Annotated in this window: 21 protein-coding genes; 12 read left to right on the top strand and 9 right to left on the bottom strand. The window is 71.0% G+C overall.

Annotated features, from left to right (window positions below):
* Window positions 1–559 precede the first annotated feature (559 nt).
* From J2853_RS38345 to J2853_RS38325, 5 genes are all read left to right on the top strand, one after another.
* Window positions 560–2530 carry a sigma-70 family RNA polymerase sigma factor gene (locus J2853_RS38345; RefSeq protein WP_307566017.1) on the top strand — a complete coding sequence of 657 codons (1971 nt, stop codon included), beginning with the start codon at window positions 560–562 and terminating at the stop codon, window positions 2528–2530.
* A gap of 35 nt (window positions 2531–2565) precedes the next feature.
* On the top strand, window positions 2566–2940 hold the full coding sequence (locus J2853_RS38340; protein ID WP_307566014.1) for a VOC family protein: 375 nt from the start codon (window positions 2566–2568) through the stop codon (window positions 2938–2940).
* 199 nt (window positions 2941–3139) lie between these two features.
* Window positions 3140–5929, top strand: a complete 2790-nt coding sequence (locus tag J2853_RS38335) for an ATP-binding protein (RefSeq protein WP_307566013.1) — start codon at window positions 3140–3142, stop codon at window positions 5927–5929.
* A gap of 142 nt (window positions 5930–6071) precedes the next feature.
* Window positions 6072–6869 carry an alpha/beta hydrolase gene (locus J2853_RS38330; protein ID WP_307566011.1) on the top strand — a complete coding sequence of 266 codons (798 nt, stop codon included), beginning with the start codon at window positions 6072–6074 and terminating at the stop codon, window positions 6867–6869.
* A gap of 44 nt (window positions 6870–6913) precedes the next feature.
* A complete protein-coding gene (locus J2853_RS38325; protein WP_307566009.1) occupies window positions 6914–9904 on the top strand; it encodes a helix-turn-helix transcriptional regulator in 2991 nt (996 codons plus the stop codon).
* A 146-nt stretch (window positions 9905–10050) separates the two neighbouring features.
* On the opposite strand, the gene J2853_RS38320 is transcribed toward J2853_RS38325, so the two are convergent.
* The 3 genes from J2853_RS38320 to J2853_RS38310 all read right to left on the bottom strand — a co-directional run bounded on the left by J2853_RS38320 (window position 10051) and on the right by J2853_RS38310 (window position 13004).
* Window positions 10051–10914 (bottom strand): alpha/beta fold hydrolase, encoded by an 864-nt coding sequence (locus J2853_RS38320; RefSeq protein ID WP_307566007.1) that lies wholly within the window; start codon window positions 10912–10914, stop codon window positions 10051–10053.
* 217 nt (window positions 10915–11131) lie between these two features.
* Window positions 11132–12175, bottom strand: a complete 1044-nt coding sequence (locus J2853_RS38315; protein WP_307566006.1) for an alpha/beta fold hydrolase — start codon at window positions 12173–12175, stop codon at window positions 11132–11134.
* Between the two features lie 349 nt (window positions 12176–12524).
* Window positions 12525–13004, bottom strand: a complete 480-nt coding sequence (locus tag J2853_RS38310; RefSeq protein WP_307566004.1) for a cupin domain-containing protein — start codon at window positions 13002–13004, stop codon at window positions 12525–12527.
* Between the two features lie 169 nt (window positions 13005–13173).
* Here J2853_RS38310 and J2853_RS38305 point away from each other — a divergent pair, with 169 nt between their 5' ends.
* On the top strand, window positions 13174–13326 hold the full coding sequence (locus J2853_RS38305) for a hypothetical protein (protein ID WP_307566002.1): 153 nt from the start codon (window positions 13174–13176) through the stop codon (window positions 13324–13326).
* Between the two features lie 60 nt (window positions 13327–13386).
* Window positions 13387–14172, top strand: coding sequence for an oxidoreductase (locus J2853_RS38300; protein WP_307566000.1), 786 nt, complete (start codon window positions 13387–13389; stop codon window positions 14170–14172).
* Between the two features lie 72 nt (window positions 14173–14244).
* Here J2853_RS38300 and J2853_RS38295 read toward each other — a convergent pair whose 3' ends face one another.
* Window positions 14245–14739, bottom strand: a complete 495-nt coding sequence (locus tag J2853_RS38295; RefSeq protein ID WP_307565998.1) for a DUF3592 domain-containing protein — start codon at window positions 14737–14739, stop codon at window positions 14245–14247.
* A gap of 243 nt (window positions 14740–14982) precedes the next feature.
* Here J2853_RS38295 and J2853_RS38290 point away from each other — a divergent pair, with 243 nt between their 5' ends.
* Window positions 14983–15522 carry a DUF4262 domain-containing protein gene (locus tag J2853_RS38290; RefSeq protein WP_307565997.1) on the top strand — a complete coding sequence of 180 codons (540 nt, stop codon included), beginning with the start codon at window positions 14983–14985 and terminating at the stop codon, window positions 15520–15522.
* Window positions 15523–15566: 44 nt separating this feature from the next.
* Here J2853_RS38290 and J2853_RS38285 read toward each other — a convergent pair whose 3' ends face one another.
* The 3 genes from J2853_RS38285 to J2853_RS38275 are packed head-to-tail and all read right to left on the bottom strand — an operon-like array spanning window position 15567 to window position 18548.
* Entirely contained in the window at window positions 15567–16466 is a 900-nt protein-coding gene (locus J2853_RS38285) for an FAD-dependent monooxygenase (RefSeq protein ID WP_307565995.1), read from the bottom strand.
* Window positions 16466–17125 carry an FAD-dependent oxidoreductase gene (locus J2853_RS38280; protein ID WP_307565993.1) on the bottom strand — a complete coding sequence of 220 codons (660 nt, stop codon included), beginning with the start codon at window positions 17123–17125 and terminating at the stop codon, window positions 16466–16468. The genes J2853_RS38285 and J2853_RS38280 overlap by 1 nt, the downstream gene beginning before the upstream one ends.
* Window positions 17118–18548 (bottom strand): MFS transporter, encoded by a 1431-nt coding sequence (locus J2853_RS38275; protein ID WP_307565992.1) that lies wholly within the window; start codon window positions 18546–18548, stop codon window positions 17118–17120. The genes J2853_RS38280 and J2853_RS38275 overlap by 8 nt, the downstream gene beginning before the upstream one ends.
* Window positions 18549–18652: 104 nt before the next feature.
* Between J2853_RS38275 and J2853_RS38270 the strand changes: the two genes are divergently transcribed.
* Window positions 18653–18967 carry an ArsR/SmtB family transcription factor gene (locus J2853_RS38270; RefSeq protein WP_307565990.1) on the top strand — a complete coding sequence of 105 codons (315 nt, stop codon included), beginning with the start codon at window positions 18653–18655 and terminating at the stop codon, window positions 18965–18967.
* Between the two features lie 49 nt (window positions 18968–19016).
* Here the strand turns inward: J2853_RS38270 and J2853_RS38265 are convergent, their stop codons facing one another.
* On the bottom strand, window positions 19017–19160 hold the full coding sequence (locus J2853_RS38265; protein ID WP_307565988.1) for a hypothetical protein: 144 nt from the start codon (window positions 19158–19160) through the stop codon (window positions 19017–19019).
* Window positions 19161–19562: 402 nt separating this feature from the next.
* Here J2853_RS38265 and J2853_RS38260 point away from each other — a divergent pair, with 402 nt between their 5' ends.
* The 3 genes from J2853_RS38260 to J2853_RS38250 all read left to right on the top strand — a co-directional run bounded on the left by J2853_RS38260 (window position 19563) and on the right by J2853_RS38250 (window position 22806).
* Window positions 19563–20114, top strand: coding sequence for an RNA polymerase sigma factor (locus J2853_RS38260; protein ID WP_307565986.1), 552 nt, complete (start codon window positions 19563–19565; stop codon window positions 20112–20114).
* Window positions 20114–21055 (top strand): hypothetical protein, encoded by a 942-nt coding sequence (locus J2853_RS38255; protein ID WP_307565984.1) that lies wholly within the window; start codon window positions 20114–20116, stop codon window positions 21053–21055. Before J2853_RS38260 ends, J2853_RS38255 begins: the two co-directional genes overlap by 1 nt.
* Window positions 21056–21411: 356 nt before the next feature.
* The gene (locus J2853_RS38250) at window positions 21412–22806 is read left to right on the top strand and encodes a hypothetical protein (RefSeq protein ID WP_307565983.1); all 1395 of its coding nucleotides are present in this window, start codon (window positions 21412–21414) and stop codon (window positions 22804–22806) included.
* Here the strand turns inward: J2853_RS38250 and J2853_RS38245 are convergent.
* Window positions 22760–24670 carry a sensor histidine kinase gene (locus tag J2853_RS38245; RefSeq protein ID WP_307565982.1) on the bottom strand — a complete coding sequence of 637 codons (1911 nt, stop codon included), beginning with the start codon at window positions 24668–24670 and terminating at the stop codon, window positions 22760–22762. The genes J2853_RS38250 and J2853_RS38245 overlap by 47 nt on opposite strands.
* Window positions 24671–24676 lie beyond the last annotated feature (6 nt).

The raw sequence follows: 24676 nt of genomic DNA, 5'->3' as shown, positions 1-24676 counted from the left end.
TCCTTCGTACGAGGGATTCGGGGGTTGGACATCGACGGTGTCCCGGGCAGGCCGTATCGCGGCCCGTCTGTCAGCGGACATGCGTCACCGGCGGGAGCGGATGGTGGTGCCGAGGGCCGCGCGGAAGGCGACGGCGCGACGGCATCACGTGGACGGACGAGGGAAGGCAGGCGCGAAACGTCTCCGCCGTGATCGGCGGCACCGCCATGACCAGGGCATACGGCTCCCGTGAGGGGTCGGCCGTCCGCCTCCTTGTTGCCATCGTCGCGTGCCTCTCCTATCGTCACGTCCGGCGCCGGACGCATGTGCTCCTGCTACAGGAGACCGATGGGCGGGCTGGAGATAACAGAAACTCGGGACAACTCAGAAAAATTCTGAAAATTCAGGTGAAGATGACCGCGGATCTTCGCTGGCCATCAGCGGCTCGCCGAGTCCCCTCCCGGGGGAGAGATCCATCGGACTTCCGTTTTGGCGAGAATTATCACGCCCGTTATGGAGAGAATCGTCCCGATCCGAGGCACGTGGACACCCAGGGACGACCGACAGGAAGCGGAGTTGGATGCACGGGACCGGTAGGGGCGGACCTGACACAGCGCTGGTGGTCGCCGCGCGCGACGGGGACCAACGGGCGCTCGACACCCTGGTGGCCGACTCCCTCCCGCTCGTCTACAACATCGTCGGCCGGGCTCTGAACGGGCACACCGACGTCGACGACGTGGTCCAGGAGACGCTGCTCAAAGTCGTCCGATCCCTGCCCGGCCTGCGGGCCCCGGAGTCGTACCGCTCCTGGCTGGTGGCCATCGCCGTCCGCCAGGTGCGCGACCACGAGCAGGACCGCAGGACCACGCAGAACCGCAGGGCGGACCTCGACACCGCCACCGAGATGCCGGACCCCGCCTCCGACTTCGCCGCCGTGACCATCCTCCGGCTCGGGCTCACCGACCAGCGCCGCGAGGTCGCCGAGGCCACCCGCTGGCTGGACGGCGACGACCAGGCGCTTCTCGCCCTGTGGTGGCTGGAGGAGACCGGCGAACTCGGCCGTGCCGACCTCGCGGGCTCCCTCGGCCTGTCCGGCCGGCACGCCGCCGTACGCGTCCAGCGCATGAAGGACCAGGTCCACACCGCCCGCACCGTCGTGCGGGCGCTGCACGCCGACTCCGGGTGCACCGAGCTGCGCGCGCTCACCGGAAACTGGAACGGCGTGCCCAGCCCGCTGTGGCGCAAGCGCTTCGCCCGGCACGTCCGCGACTGCGACGTCTGCGAACGGCGCACCGCCGGTCTGCTGCCCATCGACCGGCTGCTCAGCGGGCTGCCCCTGCTGCCCCTGCCCATCGGCTTCGTCCTGAACCACTTCCAGGCCGTCCCCGCCGCCACCGACGCGACCTGGCACCTCGCCTCGCACGTCCTTCCCGGGCAGGGCGGCGCCTCCATGGGGACGCCCGTCCCTCCTCCGGCGCCGCGCGGCCTGCTGTCCTCCCTGCCCCACGGCGCCGTCGCCGGATCGGCGGCCGTCGGGGTGGCGGTCATCGTCGCCGGTGTCCTGGTGACCGGGCATCTCATCGCCCCGCCCCCGGTCTCGGTGGCGGAACCCCGCGCGACGCCCCGGACGGTCTCGGCGGCGCCGCCGTCACGGTCACCGCTGGCGCGCGTCGTACCCCGGCCCTCCCCGCCCGCCGTCCCCTCCCCCGTTTCCAGCCCCGTTCCCGCCCCCGCCCCCAGCCTCAGTGTGAAACCCGGCCGGCAGAAAACCGCCGGCACCCCCAGGCCGTCCCAGGCGGCCCCCGTCGTGGCGACCTCCGCGAAGAAGGGGGTGAGCGTGTGGAAGATGAACGGCCTCAGCTCGGCGCTCGCCAAGTCCGGCGCGAGCTGGTACTACACGTGGACCTCGCACCATGACGGCATCACCGTGCCCGATTCGATTGAGTTCGTCCCCATGGTGTGGGGAGCCGACAGCGTCAAGGCCGAGACCCTCGCCCAGGCGAAGAGCGCCGGTCCGTACCTGCTCAGCTTCAACGAGCCGGACATGCCCGCGCAGGCCAACATGACCGTGGACAAGGCATTGTCCCTGTGGCCGAAGCTGATGGCGACCGGCCAGAAGCTCGGCGCCCCCGCCGTCGCCTTCGACGCGGACAAACCCGACGGCTGGCTGGGCCGCTTCATGTCCGGTGCGGCCGAACGGAACTACCGCGTCGACTTCATCGTGCTGCACTGGTACGGCGCCGACTTCACCACCACGAACGCGGTCGGCCAGCTCAAGTCCTACCTGCAGGCCGTCCACAAGCGCTACGGCAAGCCGATCTGGCTCACCGAGTACGCGCTGACCGACTTCTCGAACGGCGTCCGCTATCCCAGCGACGCGCAGCAGGCCGCCTTCCTCACCGCCTCCACCAAGATGCTGGCCTCGCTCCCGTACGTGCAGCGCTACGCGTGGTTCGGCCTGCCCGCCTCCGACACCGAGCCGAGCAGCGGGCTGTTCCACGGCGACGGGGAGGCGACCCTGACGGGCCGCGCCTTCCAGGCGGCTCGCTGACCTCTGGCGCTCTCCGAGAGGCCATAATGACGGCCATGGCTTCTCTGGTACGGCATGTGACGATCGACTGCGCCGACGCGTACCGCCTCGGCGCGTTCTGGGCCGAGGCGCTCGACGCGTCCCTCAACGACGACGACGAGCCCGGAGACCCTGAGGCCACGGTCGAGTCCCCGGGTGCCACGCTGCTGTTCGTCACCGTCGCGGATCCCAAGACGGTCAAGAACCGGGTGCACCTGGACCTGCAGCCGCAGGACCGGACCCGGGACGAGGAGGTCGTGCGGCTCCTGGCCCTGGGCGCCACCCTCGTGGGCGACCACCGGCGCGCCGACGGCACCGGCTGGGTGACCCTCGCCGACATCGAGGGCAACGAGTTCTGCGTCGAGCGCAGCGCCGCCGAACGAGCGGGCTGACGCCGTCCGGCCCCACCTCGCGACCCGCCCGCCCACAGGTGAGCCGCTCGCTCACCGCCTGACTCAGGGGAGCCGCCCCAGCTTTGCAATTCACCACATAAGGGTGCAAACTTCACTTATCCTGTCAACGGCCTCCATCAGAGATCGATCAGCGTGATGCTGAAGGCCTCTCACCTGCTACCACCAGTGGGAGCCTGTTGTGGCCGCATACATGCCGGGGCGTCCCGACGCATCAGAACCGGCACCGCTGCTCGGGCGGGAAGACGAGCGCCTGGCGCTTGACCGGCTCGTCGAGACCGTCGGTGAGGGCCTGAGCGGAGCCCTGGTACTGGTCGGCGAGGCCGGGATCGGAAAGACACGGCTCCTGGAGTACGCGGCCGACGCCGCCGCCGCCGAACTCCAGATCGCGCGGGTCTCCGGGGTGGAGCCGGAGACGCGGCTCGCCTTCGCGGCTCTGCACCGCCTGCTGCTGCCCTTCCTCGACCGGGCGGACCGGTTGCCCGGCCCGCAGCGCGACGCCCTGGGTTCCGCGTTCGGCCTCGTCCCGGGCCCGCCCGCCGACCGCTTCCTCATCGGTCTGGCCACCCTTACCCTGCTCGCGGACGTCGCGAGCGTGCGGCCGCTGATGTGCCTGGTCGACGACGCGCAGTGGCTGGACAGGGAGTCGCTGGAGGTACTCGCCTTCGTCGGGCGACGACTGCACGCGGACGGCGTCGGCCTGCTGCTCACCGTCAGGGACGAGCCGACCGGTACCTCGGCGCTCGGCGGGCTGCCCACCTTCCACGTCGCCGGTCTGGCCGAGCCGGACGCCCGCCGGTTGCTGACCGCCGTTGCCGGACGGCTCGGCCCCCAGGTGGCCGAGCGGATCGTCGCCGAGGCCCGCGGCAACCCCCTCGCGCTGGTCGAGCTGGCGGACGAGCTGTCCGGCGATCAGCCCCTGCTTCCCGGGCCGCTGCCGGTGGGCCGGCGCATGGAGGCGCACTTCCTGCGTCAGGTCCGCGCCATGCCCGCGGAAACGCAGTCGTTGCTGCTTGTCGCCTCGGTCGCGCCACCGGACGACCCCGCTGTGCTGTGGCGGGCCACCGCGCTGCTCGGTCTGTCGCCCGAGGCGGCGGACATCGCGGTGTCGGAGGGCATCCTCTCGCTCCGGCCCGACCTCGTCTTCCGCCATCCCCTCATCCGTTCGGCGGTCTACGCGGGGGCACGGCCGGCGGACCGGCGGCTCGTACACAAGACACTCGCCGCCGTGATCGATCGCGACCGTGATCCGGACCGCCGGGCGTGGCACCTCGCCTCGGCGACCGTCGGCATCGACGAGGACGTCGCGATGGAACTCGAACGCGCGTCCGAGCGGGCCCGGAGCCACGGCGGCTACTCGGCGCAGGGGGCCTTCCTTCTCCGGGCGGCGGAGCTGACCCCCGACCCGGAGCGTCGTGCCGACCGGCTGTTCGCCTCCGCCCGGGCGCATCTCGTCGCCGGCGACCCCCTCGTCGCGCAGTCCTTGCTGGAGCGGGCCGTGCCCGGGCTCAACGCCCCCGAGATGCGTGCCGGGGCGCAACAGTTGCGGGCGGCGATCGAGATGTTCTTCGCCCGGGTGACGGCGGTGCCGTCGATCCTGCTGGAGGCGGCCTCGACGATCGGCCCCCTCGACGGGCGAACGGTCAGGGGAATGCTGTTCCAGGCGCTCGAAGCCGCGATGGTGGCCCGCCGGTACACCACCGGCACGACGCTCGCCGAGGTGGCGCGCACCGCGCTCGGCACGCCCCTGGCTCCCCGCGCACGCGCGACCATCCCCGACCTGCTGCTGGACGCGTTCGCGACGCGCATCGCCGTCGGCTACCTGCCGGCGGTGCCGCTGCTGCGCGCGGCGATCGCGGCTTTGCGCACCGACTCCGATCTCGTCGAGGCGGGTATGCCCCTGGCCGTCCTGGGGTGGATGGCGACGGCCGACCTCTGGGACGACCGGGGGCTCCTGGCGGTGGTCGAGCGCCTTGACACCTTCGACCGGGACCAGGGTGCGCTGCACGCGCTTCGGCTCACTCTTCTGAACCTGGCGAGCTGCGAGCTGTGGGCCGGGCGGTTCGGAAACGCGGAGGCGCACCACGCCGAGGCGACCGAAATCGCCGTCGCGGTCGGCTTGTCGGCCGACAAGCCGATCTACCAGGTGGAGTTGCTGGCATGGCAGGGGCGCGAGGCGGAGACGCGCGCGGTGGTGGACACCGTGATCGGCGGATGGGCCGAGCAGCGAGGGAGCGCGTCGACGGCCAACCACGTGCTCCTCTCGCTCACCGTGCTCGAACTCAGCCTCGGCCGCTACCACGAGGCGCTGGCCTGCGCCCTTCGCGTCTACGACGACGACGAGCCCGGGGTGGGCAGCCTGATCCTGCCCGACGTCGTCGAGGCGGGCGTGCGCGCGGGGGATCGGGCCGCCGCGTCCGCCGCCCTCGCGCGTCTGTCCGAGCGGGCGACGGCCAGCGGCACGTCGTGGGCCTTGGGCATGCTCGCCAGGTCCCGCGCGTTGATGGCCGACGACGACCACGCCGAGGTCCTCTACGGCGAGTCCGTCGAGCACCTCGGCCGTACGCTGGTCGCCACCGAGCTCGCCCGGGCCCACCTGCTCTACGGCGAGTGGCTGCGCCGGAGGGGGCGCCGCTCCGACGCCCGCGACCGGCTGAGGATCGCGTACGACATGTTCGCCGCCATGGGCGCCTCCGCCTTCGCGGAGCGGGCGCGCGTCGAGCTTCTCGCGACCGGCGAACGCGCCCGTAAACGGACGGAGCAGACCGACCACCACCTGACGCCCCAGGAGACCCAGGTCGCCGGCCTCGCCGCCGGAGGCGCGACGAACGCGGAGATCGCCACCAGGCTCTTCATCACCGCCTCGACCGTCGAGTATCACCTCAACAAGGTCTTCCGGAAGCTCGGCATCACCTCCCGGCGCCAACTCGCCCGGACGCTGCACGACGAACCCGCCCCGGGAGACGCCTGATCCTTCTCCGGGCACCCCAGGCGTCAGGACGGTTCAAGGACTGGGGGCTTTCCCCGGGGCGAACGGACACCCGGTCGTGGTGCCCTGGACCATGACCGGAAGCGCCGCAGACGGCGCTCCGGGTCCCACCCGAGAGGCGACCATGACGACCCCCACCCCTGTCATCTTCATCCATGGACTGTGGCTGCACGCCACCTCCTGGAACCCCTGGGCCGAGCTCTTCCGGGAGGCCGGCTACGAGCCCCTCGCCCCCGGCTGGCCCGGCGACTCCGACACCGTCGAGGAATCCCGCGCCAACCCCGAGAGCATCGCCGACCACGGCATCGACGACGTCGTCGAGCACTACACGAAGATCATCGAAGGTCTCGCGGTCAAGCCCATCCTGATCGGGCACTCCTTCGGCGGCATGATCGCCCAGAAGCTCCTCGGCCGGGATCTCGCCGCCGCCGCCGTGGCGATCGACGCCGCCCAGATCAAGGGCGTGCTGCCGCTGCCGCTGTCCGCGCTGCGCTCCGCCTTCCCGGTGTTCAAGAATCCAGGCAACAGGCACAGGGCGGTCTCGCTGACCGCCGAGCAGTTCCGCTACGCCTTCGGCAACGCGATCTCCGCGGAGGAGTCCGACGCCCTGTTCGAGCGCTGGGCGATCCCGGCGCCGGGCAAGCCGCTGTTCGAGGCCGCCGCCGCCAACTTCGACCCGCACTCGCCGGCCAAGGTCGACACCGCCAACGAGATGCGCGGCCCGCTGCTGCTGATCACCGGCGGTAAGGACCACACCGTGCCCGAGGCCGTCACCAGGGCCACCCTCAAGCAGTATCGCCATTCCCACGCGGTCACCGACATCAAGGACTTCCCCGACCGGGCGCACTCCCTGGTCATCGACGGCGGCTGGCGCGAGGTCGCGGACGCGACCCTGTCCTGGCTGAGGGCGCAGGCGCTCTAGTCAGGGCGAAGCCCTGTCCGAGGTGAGCGAACACCTCGCGTTCGATGACCAGGTTGCATCGAACGCGAGCATCGCGGCCGGCGCCCCATCCGGCCCGGCAGGCCGCGCAGTATCCCAAGAACGGCCCGTTGCCCGTGACCGCCTACGAACGGCCAGAGGAGTTCATGATGGATCCACACCCGTCCGGCCCGGACAGCGGGGTTACCGGGCTGTTCCCCGATGCCCTTCCGGGCCGGCCGCGTCCGACCGTGGGCGCGCCCTGCCCGGAGCCGGATCCGAGGGCCCGCCGCGGGTCGGCGAATCGGCCGATGCCTCCGCTGTACGGACGGGAGCCCGAAAGGCGACTTATCGGAGATTTGTTGAGGCAGGTCCGCAAGGGCGGCGCGGCGATGACGGTGCGGGGCGAGGCCGGGATCGGCAAGTCCGCCTTGCTGTCGGAGAGCGCGGAGGTGGCGGCCGCTCGCGGTCTGCGCGTCCTCAGGACGACCGGGGTGGAGTCGGAGACGCACCTGCCCTTCGCCGGCCTGCACCAACTGCTGCTCCCGATCCGCGCCGAGATGGCTGAGCTGCCCGCCCCTCAGCGTGATGCGCTGGGGGCGGCCTTCGGCCTGACGGACGCGGCGGTGCCGGATATCTTCCTGATCGCCCTGGCGGTGCTGAACCTTCTCGGTGAGGCCGCCGCTCGCTCGCCCGTCCTGCTCATCATCGAGGACGCCCACTGGCTCGATCGCTCCAGCGCCGATGTCCTCGCGTTCGTCGCGCGACGGCTGGACGCGGAGCCGGTGGTGATGCTGGCCGCGATCCGGGACGGCTTTCGCGGTTCCTTCGACGAGGCGGGACTGCGGGAGCTGCGGCTCGAACGGCTCGACGACGATGCCGCGGCCTCGCTGCTGGACGCCCGCACCCCGGGCCTGCCGCCGGCGGTGCGCCGGCGGCTGCTGAAGGAATCGGCGGGCAACCCCCTCGCCCTGGTCGAGCTGCCGCTCGCCTCGCAGGGACAGCGAGACGAGGGCACCCTGCTGGCGTGGCTCCCGCTGACGAACCGCCTGGAACGGGCGTTCACCGCCCGCGTGTCGGGCCTGCCTCCCGTCACCCGCACGCTGTTGCTGGTCGCCGCGCTCAACGACGGAACCTCGCTCGCCGAGACACTGAACGCCACGTCGGTGCTCGTCGGGGCACCGGTCACCGTGGCGGACGTGACACCCGCGACCACCGTACGGCTGGTCACCGTGGATGAGGCGGGACTGCTGTTCCGGCACCCGCTCATGCGCTCGGCGATCCGCCAGAGCTCCAGTCTCTCCCAGCGTCACACGGCACACGCCGCGCTGGCGCACGTGCTCGCGGACCGGCCGGAGCGGTGCATCTGGCATCGAGCGGCCTCCAGCCCCGGGCCTGACGAGGGCATCGCGTCCAAGCTGGAGGCCGCGGCGACGCACGAGTACCGCCGGGGCGCGATCACGACGGCCGCCGCGGCGCTGGAACACGCGGCCAGACTCAGCGACGATCCCGCCCGCCGAGCCGAACGGCTGCTGCGGGCCGCCGAGCACGGGGTCGAGCTGGGACGGCCCGACGTCGTCGTCCGGCTCCTGCGTGAAACCGAGCCGCTCGAACTGTCGCCACGGCAGCGGGCACGGATGGTGTGGATCCGGGCGACCTTCGACGACGGCATCCGCGACGACAGCGCGGGGGTTCCGTCGCTGACCGAGGTCGCCGAACGCGCCGCGGCGGACGGAGACCCCGGTCTCGCCCTGAAGCTCCTCGGCATCGCGGCCCTGAGGTGCTTCTGGGCGCAGCCCGGTCCCGAGGTGCGGCAACGTGTCGTCACCACGGCCGAAAGCCTGCCGGTCGACGAGCACAACGCGCAACTGCTGACGATTTTCGCGTATGCGGCCCCGCTCGATCGGGGTGCGGCGGTCATCGAACGCCTCCGCCGTTCGGCCGCGGGTCCGGCCGGAGACTCACAGGCGGTCCGGCTGCTGGGCAGTACCGCGATCCTGGTGGGAGATTTTGATCTCGCGGAGGCACTCTCCTCCGCCTCGCTCACCGACCTGCGGGCGCAGGGCCGGCTCGGGCTCCTGGCGCGGGCACTCGGCGCGCAGGCGTGGAGCGCGGTCCACCTGGCCGATCTGAGCGTGGCCATCCCGGCCGTCGAGGAGGCCGGCCGGCTGGCACGTGAGACGGCTCAGCCGCTCATGTACGCCATCGTCCAGGCCACGGGGGCCATGCTCGCCGCGCTGCGCGGCGAGCATGACAGCGTGGAGATCTTCGCGGCCGAAGCCGAGCGGGCGAGCATGTCCGTCGGCGCCCGCCCGGTGCTGGCCACCGTACAGCTCGCACGTGGGCTCGCCGAGCTCGGGCGCGGACGCCATTCCGCCGCCTACGAGCACCTGAGGCGGATGCACGACCCCGCCGATCCCGCGTACCACATCGGGCTGCGCTGCTACGCCGTCACGGAGCTGGCGGATGCCGCCGTGCACAGCGGGCGGGGCGGCGAGATCGCGGACATCGTGGAGGAGCTGGAGGCCGTCGCGCTCAGGACACCGTCGCCGTCGCTGCACGCCGGTCTGCGCCACGCCCGCGCGGTGCTGGCCCCCGACGCCGAAGCCGAGCCCCTGTTCCAGGCCGCGCTCCAGGTGAACATGAGGCGATGGCCCTTCGTTCGCGCACGGGCTCAGCTCGCCTATGGGGAGTGGCTCCGGCGACAGCGACGCCCGGCCGATTCACAGGCGCCCTTGCGCGCCGCCCGCGAGACATTCGACGCCCTCGGGGTCATTCCCTGGGGTGAGCGGGCGCGCCGGGAGCTGCGAGCCTCTGGAGAGACGAGCCGCCGCCGTGACAGCGAGGCACGGGACAAGCTCACCCCGCAGGAGCTCCAGATCGTCCAGATGGCCGCCGAGGGGCTGACCAACAAGGAGATCGGCCAGAAGCTCTACCTCTCGCACCGGACCGTCAGCTCCCACCTTTACCGGATCTTCCCGAAGCTGGGGATCGCCTCACGCTCCGAGCTGGGCACCGTTCTTCGCACGTATCTCTGATCTCGCCACCGGAATTCCGCGGCGGGTCCGGCGCGGCGTGGGTCCGCGCCGTCCCCCGAGACGGCGACGCGGACCCCTGCCTTCGGGCCGCCACTTCGTGGGGACCCGGCGTGGCTCTCCGGCCGGGCCGGGTCAGCGCTGTGCGGTCAGGAGGTGGCGCGGGCCGCGGCCGTGATGAGGTCGGCGGTGGCGTCGGGGTGGGAGATCATGACCACGTGTGAGGCGCCCTTGATCTCGGTGGTGTGCGCCTTGGCGCGCTTGGCCATGAAGCGCTCCGCCGCGGCGGGGATGGCCTTGTCGGACCCGGCGACGAGATACCAGGAGGGGAGGGTCTTCCAGGCGGGCGCCCCGCTCGGCGTGCCGAGTGCGGCCAGACTCGCGGGCCGCTGGGTGGCCGCCATCAGGGCGGCGTCGCCGGCGGGAAGATCGGCGGCGAAGGCGGCGCGGAACTTCGCGGCGTCCACGTACGCGTCGGTGCCGGTCCCGCCGCCGGGCAGCGGGAACTCGCGGGTGATCAGGCTGGTGGGCAGCAGGCTGCCGGGGTACTTGCCGGTGAGGTCGAGTCCCGACTCACCCTCGTCGGGCACGAACGCGGCGATGTAGACCAGCGCCTTGACATTGGGGTGGCCGACGGCGGCGTTGCTGATGACCTCGCCGCCGTAGGAGTGGCCCACCAGGATGACGGGTCCGGGGATGGTGGACAGGACGCTGGACACGTAGGCCGAATCGCCGTTCAGGTCCCGCAGCGGGTTGGCGGGGGCGATCACCGGGTAGCCGGCCCGCTGGAGCCTGGGGATGACCTTGTTCCAGCTTGAGGCGTCGGCGAACGCGCCGTGCACCAGCACCACGGTCGGCTTGGCCGTCTGCTTGGCCGGAATGACGGCGGCGGACGCGGCGGACGGGGCGACGGCCACGGCCGTCAGCGCGACGGCGGCCAGCATCCCGGTCAGGAGCATCCGCCCCTTCGGCCGACGACGACCGGTGACCTGCAAAAACGAGTTCTCGGACATGGTGGGTCTCCTTGGGGTGAAGGTGAGCTTCTCGGCGCCCTAGGGCGCTGAAGTGCGGGGCCGGCGGTGCCGTCTCAGAGACGGCACCGGGGCTCGGGGTGGGGGAAGCCGCCGGGTCTCGTCCGGCGTGACGCGCCGATCGCCTGCGCCGGCATCCCCGAGGGACGCCGGCGGCCACCGTCGTGGCCGGGGAGCGCGATGACGGTTCGGATCGGCTCTACTTGAGGAACGTGAGGACCCGCCGGGTGAGCTCCGCGGGCTGCTCCTCGAAGATCCAGTGGCCGGAGTTCGCGATGACGACGCCCGTCACGTTGGTCGCGTACTTGCGGACCTGGGTGGGGACGAAGTCCCCGAGGCTGCCGGCGGCGCCGATCGCGAGCACGGGCATCCGAAGCTTCTTCTTGACGTATTCGGCGTTGTCCGCGACGTCCTTCGGGAACGCGCGGAACCATTCGAAACTGGCGCGCAGGTGAGCGTCGTCCCGTAGGAAGCGGGCGTACTCACGGACCTGCTTGTTGTCGACGCCGTCCTTCTGGACTTCGAGCATGTCGGTGAATCGCTCCACCCAGAGCTCTTCCTTGCCGTTCACCATCCGCTCGGGAAGGCCGTTGGTGACGCTGAAGAAGCCGAAGTTCCAGAAACCCGGCCCCTTCGGGGTGAGGGAGGAGAACGTGTAGAGGCTCTTGTCGGGAATCGGCGCCTCGCTCAGCACCAGCTTGGTGACATCGCCGGGGTGGGCGGCGGCGTAGGCGTAGGAGACCATCGTGCCGATGTCGTGCCCGACGAGCCTGATGTCATGCTGCAGGCCGAGCTTGCTCAGAAGCCCGTACACATCCGCGGCGAGGGTCTTCTTGTCGTAGCCGCCGGCCGGGGCGTCGCTCTTCCCCGCCCCGCGGAGGTCGGGCGCGATGACCGTGTAGTGCTTGGCGAGTTCCGGCAGGACCTCACGCCACGTGTACCAGGTCTGCGGGTATCCGTGCAGCAGGACCAGGGTCTTGCCGTGCCCCCCGCGCACGTAGTTGATGGCGACGTCGCCGACCTTCGTCTTCTGCTCGGTGAAGCCCGCAGGCACTCGCCGTCCGTCGTCGGCTGCCGGCAGGACGGCCGGGGCGGCGGCCGTCCGGGCCGTCACCGGGCTCGCCTGGGCGTCGGCCTGCGGAGAGGCGACCGTGCCGGCGAGCCCGATGACACCGACCGCCGCGAGCGACAGGAGAAACCGGCCACGCGCTTTCAGACCGGGCACGAAACGAATGCCTTCCATATATGTTTCCTTCTCAATTGATCACAAGCTGAAGAGTGCTGGAAAAGCCCGGCGTCGATGGTGAATCCGGGCACCGGCCACCTTTCACGGATGCCCTCCGTCCGGCCGCGGCACCGGGCCGTCGACCTTTTCCGACGGCTCGACCGGGTCAGCCGGAGTGTCGTCGACGAGGTTCTTTCGATGCCGTCCGGGCTGTCGTTCGTGACCGTTCCCGGACAACGGCTGTACGTTCACGAGCCGACCGTACGGAGCGGCCGGGGCGCCTCGCGAGCGTCAGATGACTGCATCGTCCGGCGAGGTGCGCGGAGGCTTCCCCACCCGTGCGTCAGCGCGATGCGCGGGGACGCCCCTACTCCGTCGGCGGGGGACCCGCCACTCGCAGGCGGTATGCCTCGGCCGACGCGACGACGGTCCCGATGTCGAAGGCGGCGGGCGCGTCGTCCACGTGGGAGACGGGGGAGCCGTTGGCGGTGAACCAGTTCTCGATTCCCGACGGCCCGAAGGCGACGGCCATGCGTGACCGCGGAGAGCGGACCAGGTAGCCGTGCGGGACACCGCGAGGGCCGTGCGCGACCGCACCGGCGCCCAGGTCGTAGCGCTTGTCCCCGACGAAGAAGCTGATCTCACCGTCGAGCACGATCCAGACCTCGTCCTCCCCGTCGTGGATGTGGAGCGGTGTCGCGTGGCCCTTGGTGTCGTTGAACTCCATGACGCTCAGGGCCCCGCCGGTCGACGTGCCCGGCACCAGGAGCCGGACACGGCCGCCGAGGAACCAGAAGGGGTCCTGTCCGTCGTCGGATGCGATCGTGGCTGGGAGATTCTCGGTCATGGCCCCGACCGTACGAAGCGGCCCGTACGCCTCGCGAGCGTCACATGACTGAGCTACCGGCGACGCGTGACGCACGAAGACGGACGCTCCGTCGCGCGGCCGGTCACCGCCTGACAGGACAGTCACATGACGCTCGCGAGGCGTACGGGACTCTCCCTACGGTCGGGCCATGAACGTACGGGCGTCCTTCAGGAACGGCGGCACACCGGCCGTCCTTCCGGTGCACGGCGCGTTGTCGCACGCGATCGCGCTGCCGCGACCGTCCGCCGTCGCCGGGGACATCCGTGCCGCCGCCGCGGCGATCCGCGTCCCCAGGCCGTAGCAACTCACTGACCTGTGGAAACCTGATTGAACTGCGTTTCGTCACCACGAAGGGAATGTCATGGATCTGGGACTGCGCGGCAAGGTCGCGGTGGTGACCGGCGCCAGCAGGGGAATCGGCCTGGCGATCACTCAGGCACTGGTCGAGGAGGGGGTGCACGTCGTCGCCGGAGCGCGCGGGGCGACGGCTGAGCTGACGGCACTGGCCGAGGCGGGACAGGTGGAGGTGGTCGAGGTCGACCTGTCCGTCCCGACCGGGCCCGCCCGGCTCGTCGAGGTCGCCGTGGAGCGCGGCCGGCTCGACATCCTGGTCAACAACGTGGGCGCCGTCTCGCCGAGGGTGACCGGATTCCTCGACGTCACCGACGAGCAGTGGCTCGGCTCCCTGACCCTCAACCTGATGGCTGCCGTACGCACCACCCGAGCCGTGCTGCCCACGATGCTCGCGGCGGGGCACGGGAACATCGTGACCGTCAGCTCGGTCAACGCCTTCCTGCCGGACCCGACGGTGATCGACTACAGCGCCGCCAAGGCGGCTCTGACGAACTTCTCCAAGTCGCTGTCGAAAGAGGTCGCCCCGCACGGCATACGCGTCAACACGGTCAGCCCGGGTCCGGTCACCACGGACCTGTGGCTCGGTGAGAACGGCGTCGCCGCGACCGTCTCCCGCGCCGGCGGCGGTGATCCCGCCGCCGTGGCCGAGCAGGCCGCCGCCCAGGCGGAAACCGGCAGGTTCACCCATCCTCGGGAGATCGCCGATCTCGTGTTGCTGCTCTCCGGCGACCGGGCCGCGAACGTCACCGGCGCCGACTTCGTCATCGACGGGGGTCTCATCAAAACGCTGTGAGCTCAAAGCGCTGTGAGCCGGTCGGCTTTTCCGGTTCGCGGAGAGTCCTTTCGACACCGGGGCCGGGGCCGCTCAGCGCGAGATCGAACCGGCCGGCGGACCGAACCGGCTCAGGGGCGAGAACAGGCCGTCCATCAGGAACGGGACGCCCAGACGCACCCCGATCACGATAAGAAGCAGCCCGACGCCCAGGAAGACGGCCCCGACGAGTGTCCCGCCCTCCAGTGGTCCGTCGACGCGCCCCCGGGCCGGGACGGCCGGGCCGTACATGATCGCGACCCGCTCGCCGGGCCGGGCGGGCGGCGGGCCGCCCACGGCGGAAGACTCGGCCTCGACCGCCTGGCCCTCCACCGTCGTGAGGCGCAGAACCGGGTGGTAGGCGACGCCGTTGCGCCGCGCTCCCCGGGATCCGCCGGGCTGGTTCATCCGCGGCCGGACCACCCGTCCCGGTCCGCGCCGGGCTCGCCCGCGGAAGTCGCGGGTGCTGAGGGTCGCCGCGATCCCGAGGAGGGTCAGGATCACACCGATCAGTCCGCAGATGAGGGCGACGTCGCCGTTGTCTGACACTCTTCGACGGTATGGCGGAGCACTTGATCTCAGCTTGCAGTCGTCTGTCGGTTATGTCGATGACGGATTGACGAGGCCCGCCGGATCCGGCTTCCTCGCCCTCGGTTCGAACCCTGGGGAGAAAGTCCAGATAGATCGCGATACCGCCCACAAGGGAGTCGGCCCGTTCGGCACCCGGCCCACAGAGCAAGCCCGTGTGTGGACTTGACGGACTGATCCCAGAGGGCCACTACGCTCGACACTATGTCCGACCAGCCTGTATGCCACTGTCTCCTGTGTGTCGAACGTGAGGTGGAGCTCGACGAGACCGACCGCGACGTGATGCGGACCGTTCAGGGGCAGGGCTGGGCGGTCATCATGATCCCGGAGGACACGGACGGTCCGGGATGGGCGTTCACCGTCGGGTTGTGGCACACGTTCCGCTCGCCCGAGGTGGCCATGTTCGGGCTCCGCGTCGACGTGATGAACAACTGCCTGAAGACCCTGGCCAACGAGATCGCGGCCGGTCGGCATCTCGTCGCCGACCAGGAGCGGGACGACGTCATCAGGAGCTACTCCGTCGCGATCAAGACCGTGGACACGAGCTGGTACCGGTCGCTGTTCGGCATGGCGCTGCATTTCTACCAGCAGCCTCCCCTGCCCTTCATGGAGGTCGTCTGGCCCGACTCCGGCGGCCGTTTCCCCTGGAACGAGGGCTGCGCGCCGCGGCTCCGGGAGCTCCAGCCCGCGCTGTGGATCCCGAAGGACGAGCACGCCCCGGGCCCCTGGACGAAACTCCCCTGAGGCGCGGCTGAGGATCTCACGACCGTCATGGATCCCGGCGTCCGTCAGCTCGCAGTCGCCTGATCCGGCTCGCCGAACCAGCGATGCAGCGCGGTCCCGAGCGTGGACGCGTCACCCGGGGCGCTCCAGGCCGCGTAGCCGTCGGGGCGGACCAGGACCGGATCGCACGAGACCCGTACGGTGTCCACCCGCTGGGCCCATCGCGCCGCGACGTCCACCAGGTCGTCACGGTCACCGAGGAAGACAGGCCTGCCCGAGCGGAGCAGCTCCACCAGGGTGACGACCCCGCCCGTGGTTTTGAGCTCCATGTCCGGGACGAGCCGGCCGGCGCCGGGGTGGCCGACGTCGTAGACCGTACCGGTGCCGCTGATCATGCTGCCGAGATAGTCGTTGACCTGGTCGAGTCCCATGAGGTCGGCGAACAGTTCCCGCAGGGGGTCGATCCGAGGATCGGGGTCGGCCAGGGCGGTCTGCGCGCGGACGTTCCACAGGACCCGCGCCGCCACCGGATGCCGCTCGTCGTGGTAGCTGTCGAGCAACCCGTCCGGAGCCCACCCGCGCACCTGGGCGGCGAGCTTCCAGCCCAGGTTCACCGCGTCCTCCAGGCCGGTGTTGAGGCCCTGCCCTCCCCAGGGGAAGTGCACGTGGGCGGCGTCCCCGGCGACGAGCACGCGCCCCCGGCGATATGTCCCGGCCTGGAGTGCCGCGTCGCCGTACCGGGTCAGCATGCGGGGCTCGGCCATCCGGATCGGGTGCCCGGCGATGTGCTCGGCCGTCGAACGCAACTCCTCCAGGGTCACCGGCGCCTCCCTGTCGGGATGTGGACCGCGGAAGTCATAGGTGCCGATCCGGCTGTGACCGTACCCGCCCCAGACCATGAGCCAGCCACGCGAGGTGCGGTGCCACCCTCCCGGCAAGGGGTCGAGCAGCCGGACCTCGCCCATCAGGGCCGCGACGCGGGCCCCGTGCCGGTGAACGGAATGCCCGCCAGCCTGCGGACCGCGCTGCGGGCTCCGTCCGCGCCGACCACGTAACGGGCGGTCAGCTCGTACGGCCCCGCCGGGCCGTCCACGGTCAGCGTGACGCGGCCGGCGTCCTGGGCGAGGCCCGCGACCTCGTGCCCGCGCCGGATCTCCGCGCCCAGTTCCGTGGCGCGGTCGGTGAAAACCTGCTCCGCCCGGGCCTGCGGGCTGCCGACGAGGGTGGGACCCTCCCCGGCCACCGTACCGAGGTCCAGCTCGAACATGCCGGAGAAGTGGAACCGTACGCTCCCGTATGAGGATCTTCCCACCGCGTCGAGCAGGCCGCGGCGGTTCAGGGTCTGGGCGGTCCTGGCGTGCAGGGTTCCGGCCTTGGACTCCCCGGATGGTGTGGAAAGCCGTTCGAGAACCACGGGACGAATGCCCCGAAGGGCGAGTTCGACGGCGAGCAACATGCCCACCGGGCCCCCGCCGACCACGACGACGTCGACGGACGCATCGGGCACGGAGACGCCGGCCACAGAGGCGTTGATCGCGGAAGCGCCGGCCTCGGAGGCACCGGTCACGGAAGCACCGGCCACGGAGGCGTCGGCCTGCACGGCGTGAAAGGTCTCCTCAGGCATCGGCGTGAACCCGCTCGGCCTCGGCCCGGCGTCGCTTGAAGGTCAGGGCGATGAGGGCGCTCAGCAGGATGCCCGCGGCGGCGACGAAGACCGCGGCCCGGAGGCCGCCCGCGACCTCGCCGCGCAGGGCCTCGCCGGTCAGCCCGGCGACGTCCCCGGTGGCGATCGCGATGAGCACGGCCAGGCCGAGCGCGGTCCCGACCTGCAGGGCGGTGGACGCCATGCCGGAGGCGACTCCCTGCTCTTCCGGGGCGACCCCGGAGGCGGCGGCGATCCACATGCCGGTCCAGGTCAGGCCCTGGCCCAGCCCCAAGACAACGATTCCGGGAAGCACGCTCCAGTACGAACCGCCGGTGGTCATGCCAGCCGCGAGTAGCGCGGTGCCGGCGGCGCCGGTGACGATGCCGGTGAGCAGGGTGAGGCGCATCCCGGCCCGGGTCGCCATCCGCTCGCCGACCTGGGTTCCGGCGGCGATCATGAGGGATGGCACCAGGAAGGCCGCGCCGGTCATCAGAGCGCTGTAGCCATGGACGGTCTGAAAGTAGAGCGTCAGGAAGTATGGCAGGGCGTTGAACGTGGCCCCGAAGATCAGGGTGACGGCCATCGATCCGCTCAGGCTGCGGTTGGCCATGAGGCGCAGCGGCATGAGGGGGTCGCGGCTGCGAGCCTCGATGGTGAGGAAGCCGGCGAGCAGCACGGCGGCGAGGGCGAAGCTCGCCAGGATGATCGGTGAGGTCCAGCCGGACTCGGGGCCCTGGATGAGCGCGAAGGCGAGCAGGGTGACCCCGGCGGTGACGGTCACCGCGCCGGGCAGGTCGAAGCTGCGGCCCCGCTGTCGCATGCCGTCCGCGGGGATGAGGGTGAAGGCGAGCAGTGCCGCGCCGCCGGCGAGCGGGACGTTGACGTAGAACACCGACTCCCACCCGAAGGCCTCCGTGAGCAGCCCGCCCAGCAGTGATCCCAGGCACAGGCCGCTGGCTCCGGCGCCGCTCCAGATCGCCAGTGCCCGGTTTCGCTCGGGTCCCTCGGCGAAGAGGGTGTTGACCAGCGACAGGGTGGCCGGGAAGAGCAATGCCCCACCGAGCCCCTGCACCGCTCGGGCGGCGACCAGCAGGCCCGAGCTCTCGGCGAGCCCGCCGACCAGCGAGGACAGCGCGTACACCAGCAGCGCCAGGACGAACAGGCGACGGCGCCCGAGCAGGTCGGCCGCGCGCCCGCCGAGCAGCAGAAAGCCTCCGTAGGTGACGGCATAGGCGCTGGTCACCCACTGCAAGGTGTGGTCGGAGAAGCCCAGGTCCTCGCCGATCCGGGGAAGGGCGACGAAGACGATGTTGAAGTCGAGCGAGGTGATCAGCTGGGCGAAGGCCAGCAGGGCCAGGGTCCAGCCGAGGTGACGGCTCCGTGGCGGGGAGAGGGACGACATGACTTCCTTCAGATTGTTCGGGAAACACGAACAGTTTGATTGTTCGGGATCATCGTACAATTGAGGCCATGCCGTCAAGTTCGCTTTTTCCGTACAATCGCTCCATGACACTGCTTCACCCGTCGCCCGAGCAGTTCAGGCTGGAAGAGGTTCTCACCGCGCTCGGTCACCCGGTCCGGGCTGCGATCGTCCGGACGCTCGCCCCTGGCGAGGAGATGTTCTGCGGTGTGATCGCGCCCGGCGTCCCGAAGTCGACCCTCACCCACCACTGGCGGGTGCTCCGTGAGAGCGGCGTCATCTGGCAGCGTCCGTCCGGACGCAAGTTCTACATCACCCTCCGCCGGGGCGACCTCGACGCCCGTTTTCCCGGTCTCCTCGACCTTGTCCTGTCCGAGGAGTCCTTCGGGCAGGCCGCCTGACCGAGAACGGCCTCACCGTCGGGGACGATCCGAGTCCCCCGGCCGTGACTCACTCGGGATGGTTGCCCGAGGCGCGGCCCGCGTCGAACGGGGTGGTGACGAGCACCGGCCCCCGGGCCGGCGGCGGCGCGGCGCCCTCACCGCCGGTCACCAGCAGGCCCAGGTCGTCCCGGCCGTCCACCGAGAGCAGCACGGGCCGCGACGAGCAGTAGACCGGCGAAGACCAGGAAAACCTTGCGCATGGGGGGCTCCGCTCAGGTCGTGCGACGCGCCCGATCCGCGCGGCTCCCGTCTCGCGTACGGCTGGTGGTCACACCGTGAACGAGGCGATTTGCAAACGACTTGGCAGCCGACGTATCGCTTATCGCAGCGGAGCCATAACGGTGCGCGATCACGGGTGTCCAAGGCTCCCGGCACGGACCGGTGGAGTCGTTTTAGTACGGTTCGCCTCATTCACCGGCCCGGACCGCCGCCGTGAACGCCTCGATCACCCGACCCGGTCGCAGAAGTGGCTGGAAAAGGTCCCGTCGGAGATGAAACACGCATCCATATCCGGACATGTGGAGTCGAAGAGTCCCCATCGAAAGGAAGCAGCGTGGGCCCCCCTGAACCCAAGCAGCGCTTCGAGGAGATCTACGACGCGCACTATCCGGACCTCCTCGCCTATGTGCGGCGGCGCACCGATTCCCCCGACGACGCCGCCGACGCGCTCGCCGAGACGTTCACCACGGCCTGGCGCAGGGTGGACGACATCCCCGAGGGGAACGAGGCCCGGCTCTGGCTGTACGGCGTGGCCCGCCGGACCCTGGCCAACAAACGCAGGGACGAGACCCGGCGGACCGCGCTGGCCGTACGGCTCCGCGCCGAACTGGCCGTCTGGTCCGAGAACGTCGTCGAGGAGGATCCCCACGGGATTCGCCGGGCCTTCATGCGCCTGCGCCCCGACGACCGGGAGCTGCTCTCCCTGATCAGCTGGGAAGGGCTGAGCGGCGAGGAGGTCGCGAAGGTTCTGGGCTGCTCCCACGGCGCGGTGCGCCTGCGGCTGCATCGGGCCAGGAAACGGCTCGCCAGGGAGCTGGACGCCGCGGGACTCGACATGGCCAGGTACGGCTCACGCGCGATCGCACTGGCGAAAGGACAGCTGTGATGAACGACATCGACCGCCTCGTCGCGGGAATCGCGCCCGACCCGGGGCCCGGGATGACCCCCGGCGCCAGGGAGCTGTTCGACGAGATCACCACGGCCCCGGTCCTCGCGCCCGCCCGGCGGCCCTGGCGGTTCTCGGTGCCGATCGTCGCCGGACTCGTCGCCGCGACCATGGTGCTGAGCTGGGTGCTTCCCACCGGCTTCGGCGCGACCCCGGCCTCGGCCGCCCTCGACATCAAGCCGGAGGGCGGCTACTACGTCATCACGGTCAAGGATCTCTACGCCAGTCCGAAGATGTACGAGTCCGAGCTCCGGGCCCGCGGCCTCAAGATCACACTCAACGTCGCATCGGCGCCGCCGAGCCTCGACGGCCGGATCATGGTGATGGACTGGCAGGCCGACGGCCTGTCCGACGCGGAACGGAAGAGCAGGAAGGACCTCATCTCGACGATCGACCGTCCAGGAGCCTGCCGCTTCGAAGCGGGCTGCCCGATCGGGCTCAAGGTCCCCATCACCTTCACGGGACGGGCCTTCGTCTCCCTCGCGCGTAAGGGCCGCCCGGGTGAGAAGTACAACTGGCGGATCAGTCTCGCGGCGCCCGGCGAGCCGCTCCACTGCGTCGACTTCGTCAACAAGACCCTCGACGAGGTGCGGCCGATGCTGGAGGGACGCGGCATCACGCTGAAGCTCGCCTCCTACGACCGGGAGGGAACGCGCGACTCGGCGCCCGGATCGTGGTACGTCCATGACGCCGTACTGGAATCCTCGACCTCGGCGATCGTGCTGGTCTCACCCACCAAGAAGAGGCTCACCTCGCCCGAATCCGCCCCCTTCGCTCCGGAGAACCGGTGCGCGAAGCCCGGCCTCACCTCGGACACGGCCGCCGAGAACGTCCCGGAGGAAGCCGGGGACATCCCGGGGGGAGTCATGGTCTCGGACTAGACCTCCCACGAGAAAATCGCGAGCGCGCACTCCCCTGCCCGGCGGCGCGTTCGCGGTCGGGGGCTGTGACATCTCCGGATCGCGGATCGCGGAGAGAGGTCCTTCACCGAGGCGGGTCACGACCGGGCGGCGGGACGGGGCCGGGTACGGACAAAAATCGTGCGCCGGGTGAAGCAGCAGAAACGCCCTGCCCGGCGTCTCTCTGATGTGCGAGTCGAACCTCTCTCTCGCGGAGAGCCCCTGACCGCGGCCGGCTGACCGCCGCTCCCGGCCGCCCCGGCTCATTCACGTTCTCCTTCCGCCGTGCGCTCTCTTTCGCATGCGCCGGCTCCCCCACGACGACGATCGGATTCGGCGTGCTCACAGACCTCCGCCCGGTGGCGACTCCCCAGGCCCGCCGCGCGCTCGCGACCCACCGCCTCTTCGCCGCGGTCCTCGCGCTGGCCGCGGCCCTGCGCGCGGTCACGATGCTCGGCTACCGGCCCGCCCAGCTCTACTGGTACGACTCCTTCTCCTACCTGGACACCGCCGTCCATCTCAGACCGTCGGCCGCCTTCCACCCGATCGGCTACCCGCTCCTGCTGAGGGCCCTGTGGCCCCTCCACAGCGTGGAGGTGATCGCGGCCGTCCAGCACGCCATGGGCCTCGGGATCGGGCTGATGATCTACGCTCTGCTCCGCCGCAGGTCGTTGCCCGCCTGGGGAGCGACCCTGGCCACCGTTCCCGTCCTGTTCGACGCCTCCTTCCTGCGGCTCGAACACGCCGTCCTGTCGGACACGCAGTTCATCTTCCTCGTCGTCGCCGGGCTCACCACCCTGATGTGGTCGCCGGAGCTGTCGGCACGGGCCGCCACGGGGGCGGGCCTGCTGTTCGCGACGGCCGCGCTGACCAGGACGATCGCGCTGCCCCTGCTGGTCGTGGTCCTGGTCCTGCTGGCCGTACAGCGCGTGGGGTGGCGGCCTCTGGCGGCCCTGGCGCTCGCCGGAACCCTCCCGCTCGCCGCCTACGCGGGCTGGTACGACCACCACTACGGCAGGTTCGCCCTCAGCGGAGCCGACGGGGTCGCGCTGTGGGCGCGCACGATGACCTTCGCCGACTGCGCGGCGGTCAAGCCACCGCCGGAGGAGGCGAGGCTGTGCCCGAACGGCACGGTCGTGGACGCGGCGTCGGAATACGTGTGGGCCCCCGGCTCCTCGCTCAACCGGCTCCCCGGCGACAGGTTCTCCCACAACGACCTGGCCCGCTCCTTCGCCCTGCGCGCCATCGCGGCCCAGCCGTTCGACTATCTCCGCGAGGTGGTGAAGGACACCTCGATCGCCTTCGCCTGGACCCCGATAGCCCACCCCAAGCGGACGACTCCGGCCTTCGGCTTCGGGCAGGGAAACTGGCCGCTGCCCGACTTCCCGCTGATCGACAAGGTGCGCGAGCAGTACGACCCGGACATTCGCGGCCTGTCCTCGGTCGAGCCGTACGCGGGCTTCCTCGTGGCCTACCAGTACCCCGCCTACCTGCGCGGCCCGCTGCTCGGCGTGATCCTGGCGGTCGGCGGGCTGGGCGCGGCACTGCGGCGGCGGGTGGCGCTGCTGCCCTGGGGGGTCGCGGTGGCGCTGCTGGTGGGACCGGTGGCGGTCCTCGACTTCGACCACCGCTACGTCCTGCCGGTGATCCCGGTCGCCTGCCTCGCCGCCGCGCTGGCCGTGACGGCTATTCTCCGGCCATCACCCCTGCCGGCACGCCCTCGGCGCCCGTGAGCACCGTCTGCGGGATGAACACCACCGCCGTGGTGCCCCCGTAGGGGGAACGGTTCAGGGTGACCTTGATGCCGTGCCGGGCCGCCAGCTGGCTCACCACGAACAGCCCGAGCTGCTCGCTGTCGGCCACGTCGAACTCGGGCGGGCTGGCGAGCCGTTCGTTGATCGCCTCGCACTCCCTGGCCTGCAGGCCGAGCCCCCGGTCCTCCACCTCCACCACGAAGCCCCGCCCGGCGACTCCCCCTCGGACGCTCACCATGGTGGTGGGCGGCGAGAAGACCGTCGCGTTCTCCAGCAGCTCGGCCAGCAGGTGGGTGACGTCGGCGGTGGCGGTGCCGGTCAGCTTGGCGTCCGGCATGGGAAGCACGGTGATCCGCTTGTAGTCCTCGACCTCGGCCACGGCCGCGCGGACCATGTCCAGGATGGGCACGGGGTTGCGCCAGGTACGGCCCGCCGTGGCGCCGGAAAGGATGATCAGACCTTCCGACTGCCGCCGCATGCGGGTGGTGAGGTGGTCCAGCCGGTAGAGGTCCTCCAGGACCTCGGGCTCGGAGGTCTTGCGCTGCATGGAGTCGAGCTGGGTGAGCTGGCGGTGGACCAGTGACTGGTTGCGCCGGGCCAGGTTGCGGAAGACCCGGTTGAAGCCGTGGCGAAGTCTGGCCTCCCCCACGGCGGCCTCGACCGCCGTGCTCTGCACGGTGGAGAAGGCCCGGGCGACGTCGGTGATCTCCAACGTGGTGCCGGTCGTGGGGATGGGCGGCGCGTCGGCCTTCACGTCCACCGTCTCCCCTCGCCTGAGCCGCTCGACGACCTGGGGCAGCCGCACCTCGGCCAGCTCCAGGGCCGTCATCCGCAGGTGACCCAGCTCCTCGGCGAGCCTCCTGCCGAGCTTGGCCGACAGGATCACCGCACCCAGGATCGCGGCGAGACCGAGGCCACCCGCGATGATGATCTGCGCGATGATGCCGCCCGCCGCGGCGTCGGCGCGATCGTTCAGCAGCGAGGCCCGGCTGACCAGGAACCGGTCCACGGTCGCGCTGAAGGCTCCGGCGAGGGGCTGCCAGGCGTTCCGGTCGCGGGGAAGCGTCGACGCATCGGCGATCTCCAGCTCCAGGGCGACCAGCCCCCGGTAGGTGGGGGAGACGAGGAGCGCGTTGAAGGGAGCGCTGAGCTCGTCGTCCAGCGCCGCGACCCCCTCGGAGAGCAGCAGCCGCCGGTTCGGGGCGAGCACCTCCATCGCCTCGTACTCGTCGTGGGTCAGCTCGCCCGCCAGGATCGCGCCGGAGATCAGCGCGTCCTCCCTGGACAGCAGGTCGTGCGCGTGGGAGATCCGCTGGAGCCCGACGGCCTGCTGGTAGAGATCGATCTCCGAGACGGTGACGACCTGGTCCTGGAGCCGGTAGATCGCGTCGGTGATGGTGCTGAACGCCTGGACCGCCTGGAGGCGGTTGACGATGCCCCCGTCGATGTCCCCTCGGATCGTGCGCAGCTTCTGCACCTGTGCGGTGACCTCCGCGAGCGCGTCGCCCAGCTTCGGGCTGAGCACCGACGTGGTCTCCAGCGCGGTGGCGCGCCGCAGGAAGTCATCGATCGCCCGGTCCGTCTGCCCGCGCGCCTCGGGCAGTCCGTCGGCACGCCCGGAGGCGGTGCTGAGCTGGATGGCGGAGACCCTGCGTTCGTGCTGCACCTCGGTGGCCAGCGCGGTGGCGGGCGCCGACACCTGGTCGTACAGGGTGCCGGCCTGGCGCAACTCGAAGAAGTCTCCGACGACGTAGCCGGTGACGAACGCCCACAGCGCGACGAGCGCCACGATCGGCAGGCTGAGCAACGCGTAGAGCTTGAAGCGAATGGTCCGGGATGCCATGTCTCC

The organism is Streptosporangium lutulentum (genome assembly GCF_030811455.1).
Classification (GTDB): domain Bacteria; phylum Actinomycetota; class Actinomycetes; order Streptosporangiales; family Streptosporangiaceae; genus Streptosporangium; species Streptosporangium lutulentum.
Note: the sequence above shows the minus strand (reverse complement) of the source record. Positions and strands in the feature narration are given on the sequence as shown.

Bases quoted from the DNA above. Each gene is read 5' to 3' on its own strand.
- J2853_RS38345 (WP_307566017.1), top strand. From the start codon at position 560: ATGCACGGGACCGGTAGGGGCGGACCTGACACAGCGCTGGTGGTCGCC.
- J2853_RS38340 (WP_307566014.1), top strand. From the start codon at position 2,566: ATGGCTTCTCTGGTACGGCATGTGACGATCGACTGCGCCGACGCGTAC.
- J2853_RS38330 (WP_307566011.1), top strand. From the start codon at position 6,072: ATGACGACCCCCACCCCTGTCATCTTCATCCATGGACTGTGGCTGCAC.
- J2853_RS38325 (WP_307566009.1), top strand. From the start codon at position 6,914: ATGACCAGGTTGCATCGAACGCGAGCATCGCGGCCGGCGCCCCATCCG.
- J2853_RS38320 (WP_307566007.1), bottom strand. From the start codon at position 10,914: ATGTCCGAGAACTCGTTTTTGCAGGTCACCGGTCGTCGTCGGCCGAAG.
- J2853_RS38315 (WP_307566006.1), bottom strand. From the start codon at position 12,175: ATGGAAGGCATTCGTTTCGTGCCCGGTCTGAAAGCGCGTGGCCGGTTT.
- J2853_RS38310 (WP_307566004.1), bottom strand. From the start codon at position 13,004: ATGACCGAGAATCTCCCAGCCACGATCGCATCCGACGACGGACAGGAC.
- J2853_RS38305 (WP_307566002.1), top strand. From the start codon at position 13,174: ATGAACGTACGGGCGTCCTTCAGGAACGGCGGCACACCGGCCGTCCTT.
- J2853_RS38300 (WP_307566000.1), top strand. From the start codon at position 13,387: ATGGATCTGGGACTGCGCGGCAAGGTCGCGGTGGTGACCGGCGCCAGC.
- J2853_RS38290 (WP_307565997.1), top strand. From the start codon at position 14,983: ATGTCCGACCAGCCTGTATGCCACTGTCTCCTGTGTGTCGAACGTGAG.
- J2853_RS38285 (WP_307565995.1), bottom strand. From the start codon at position 16,466: ATGGGCGAGGTCCGGCTGCTCGACCCCTTGCCGGGAGGGTGGCACCGC.
- J2853_RS38280 (WP_307565993.1), bottom strand. From the start codon at position 17,125: ATGCCTGAGGAGACCTTTCACGCCGTGCAGGCCGACGCCTCCGTGGCC.
- J2853_RS38275 (WP_307565992.1), bottom strand. From the start codon at position 18,548: ATGTCGTCCCTCTCCCCGCCACGGAGCCGTCACCTCGGCTGGACCCTG.
- J2853_RS38270 (WP_307565990.1), top strand. From the start codon at position 18,653: ATGACACTGCTTCACCCGTCGCCCGAGCAGTTCAGGCTGGAAGAGGTT.
- J2853_RS38255 (WP_307565984.1), top strand. From the start codon at position 20,114: ATGAACGACATCGACCGCCTCGTCGCGGGAATCGCGCCCGACCCGGGG.
- J2853_RS38245 (WP_307565982.1), bottom strand. From the start codon at position 24,670: ATGGCATCCCGGACCATTCGCTTCAAGCTCTACGCGTTGCTCAGCCTG.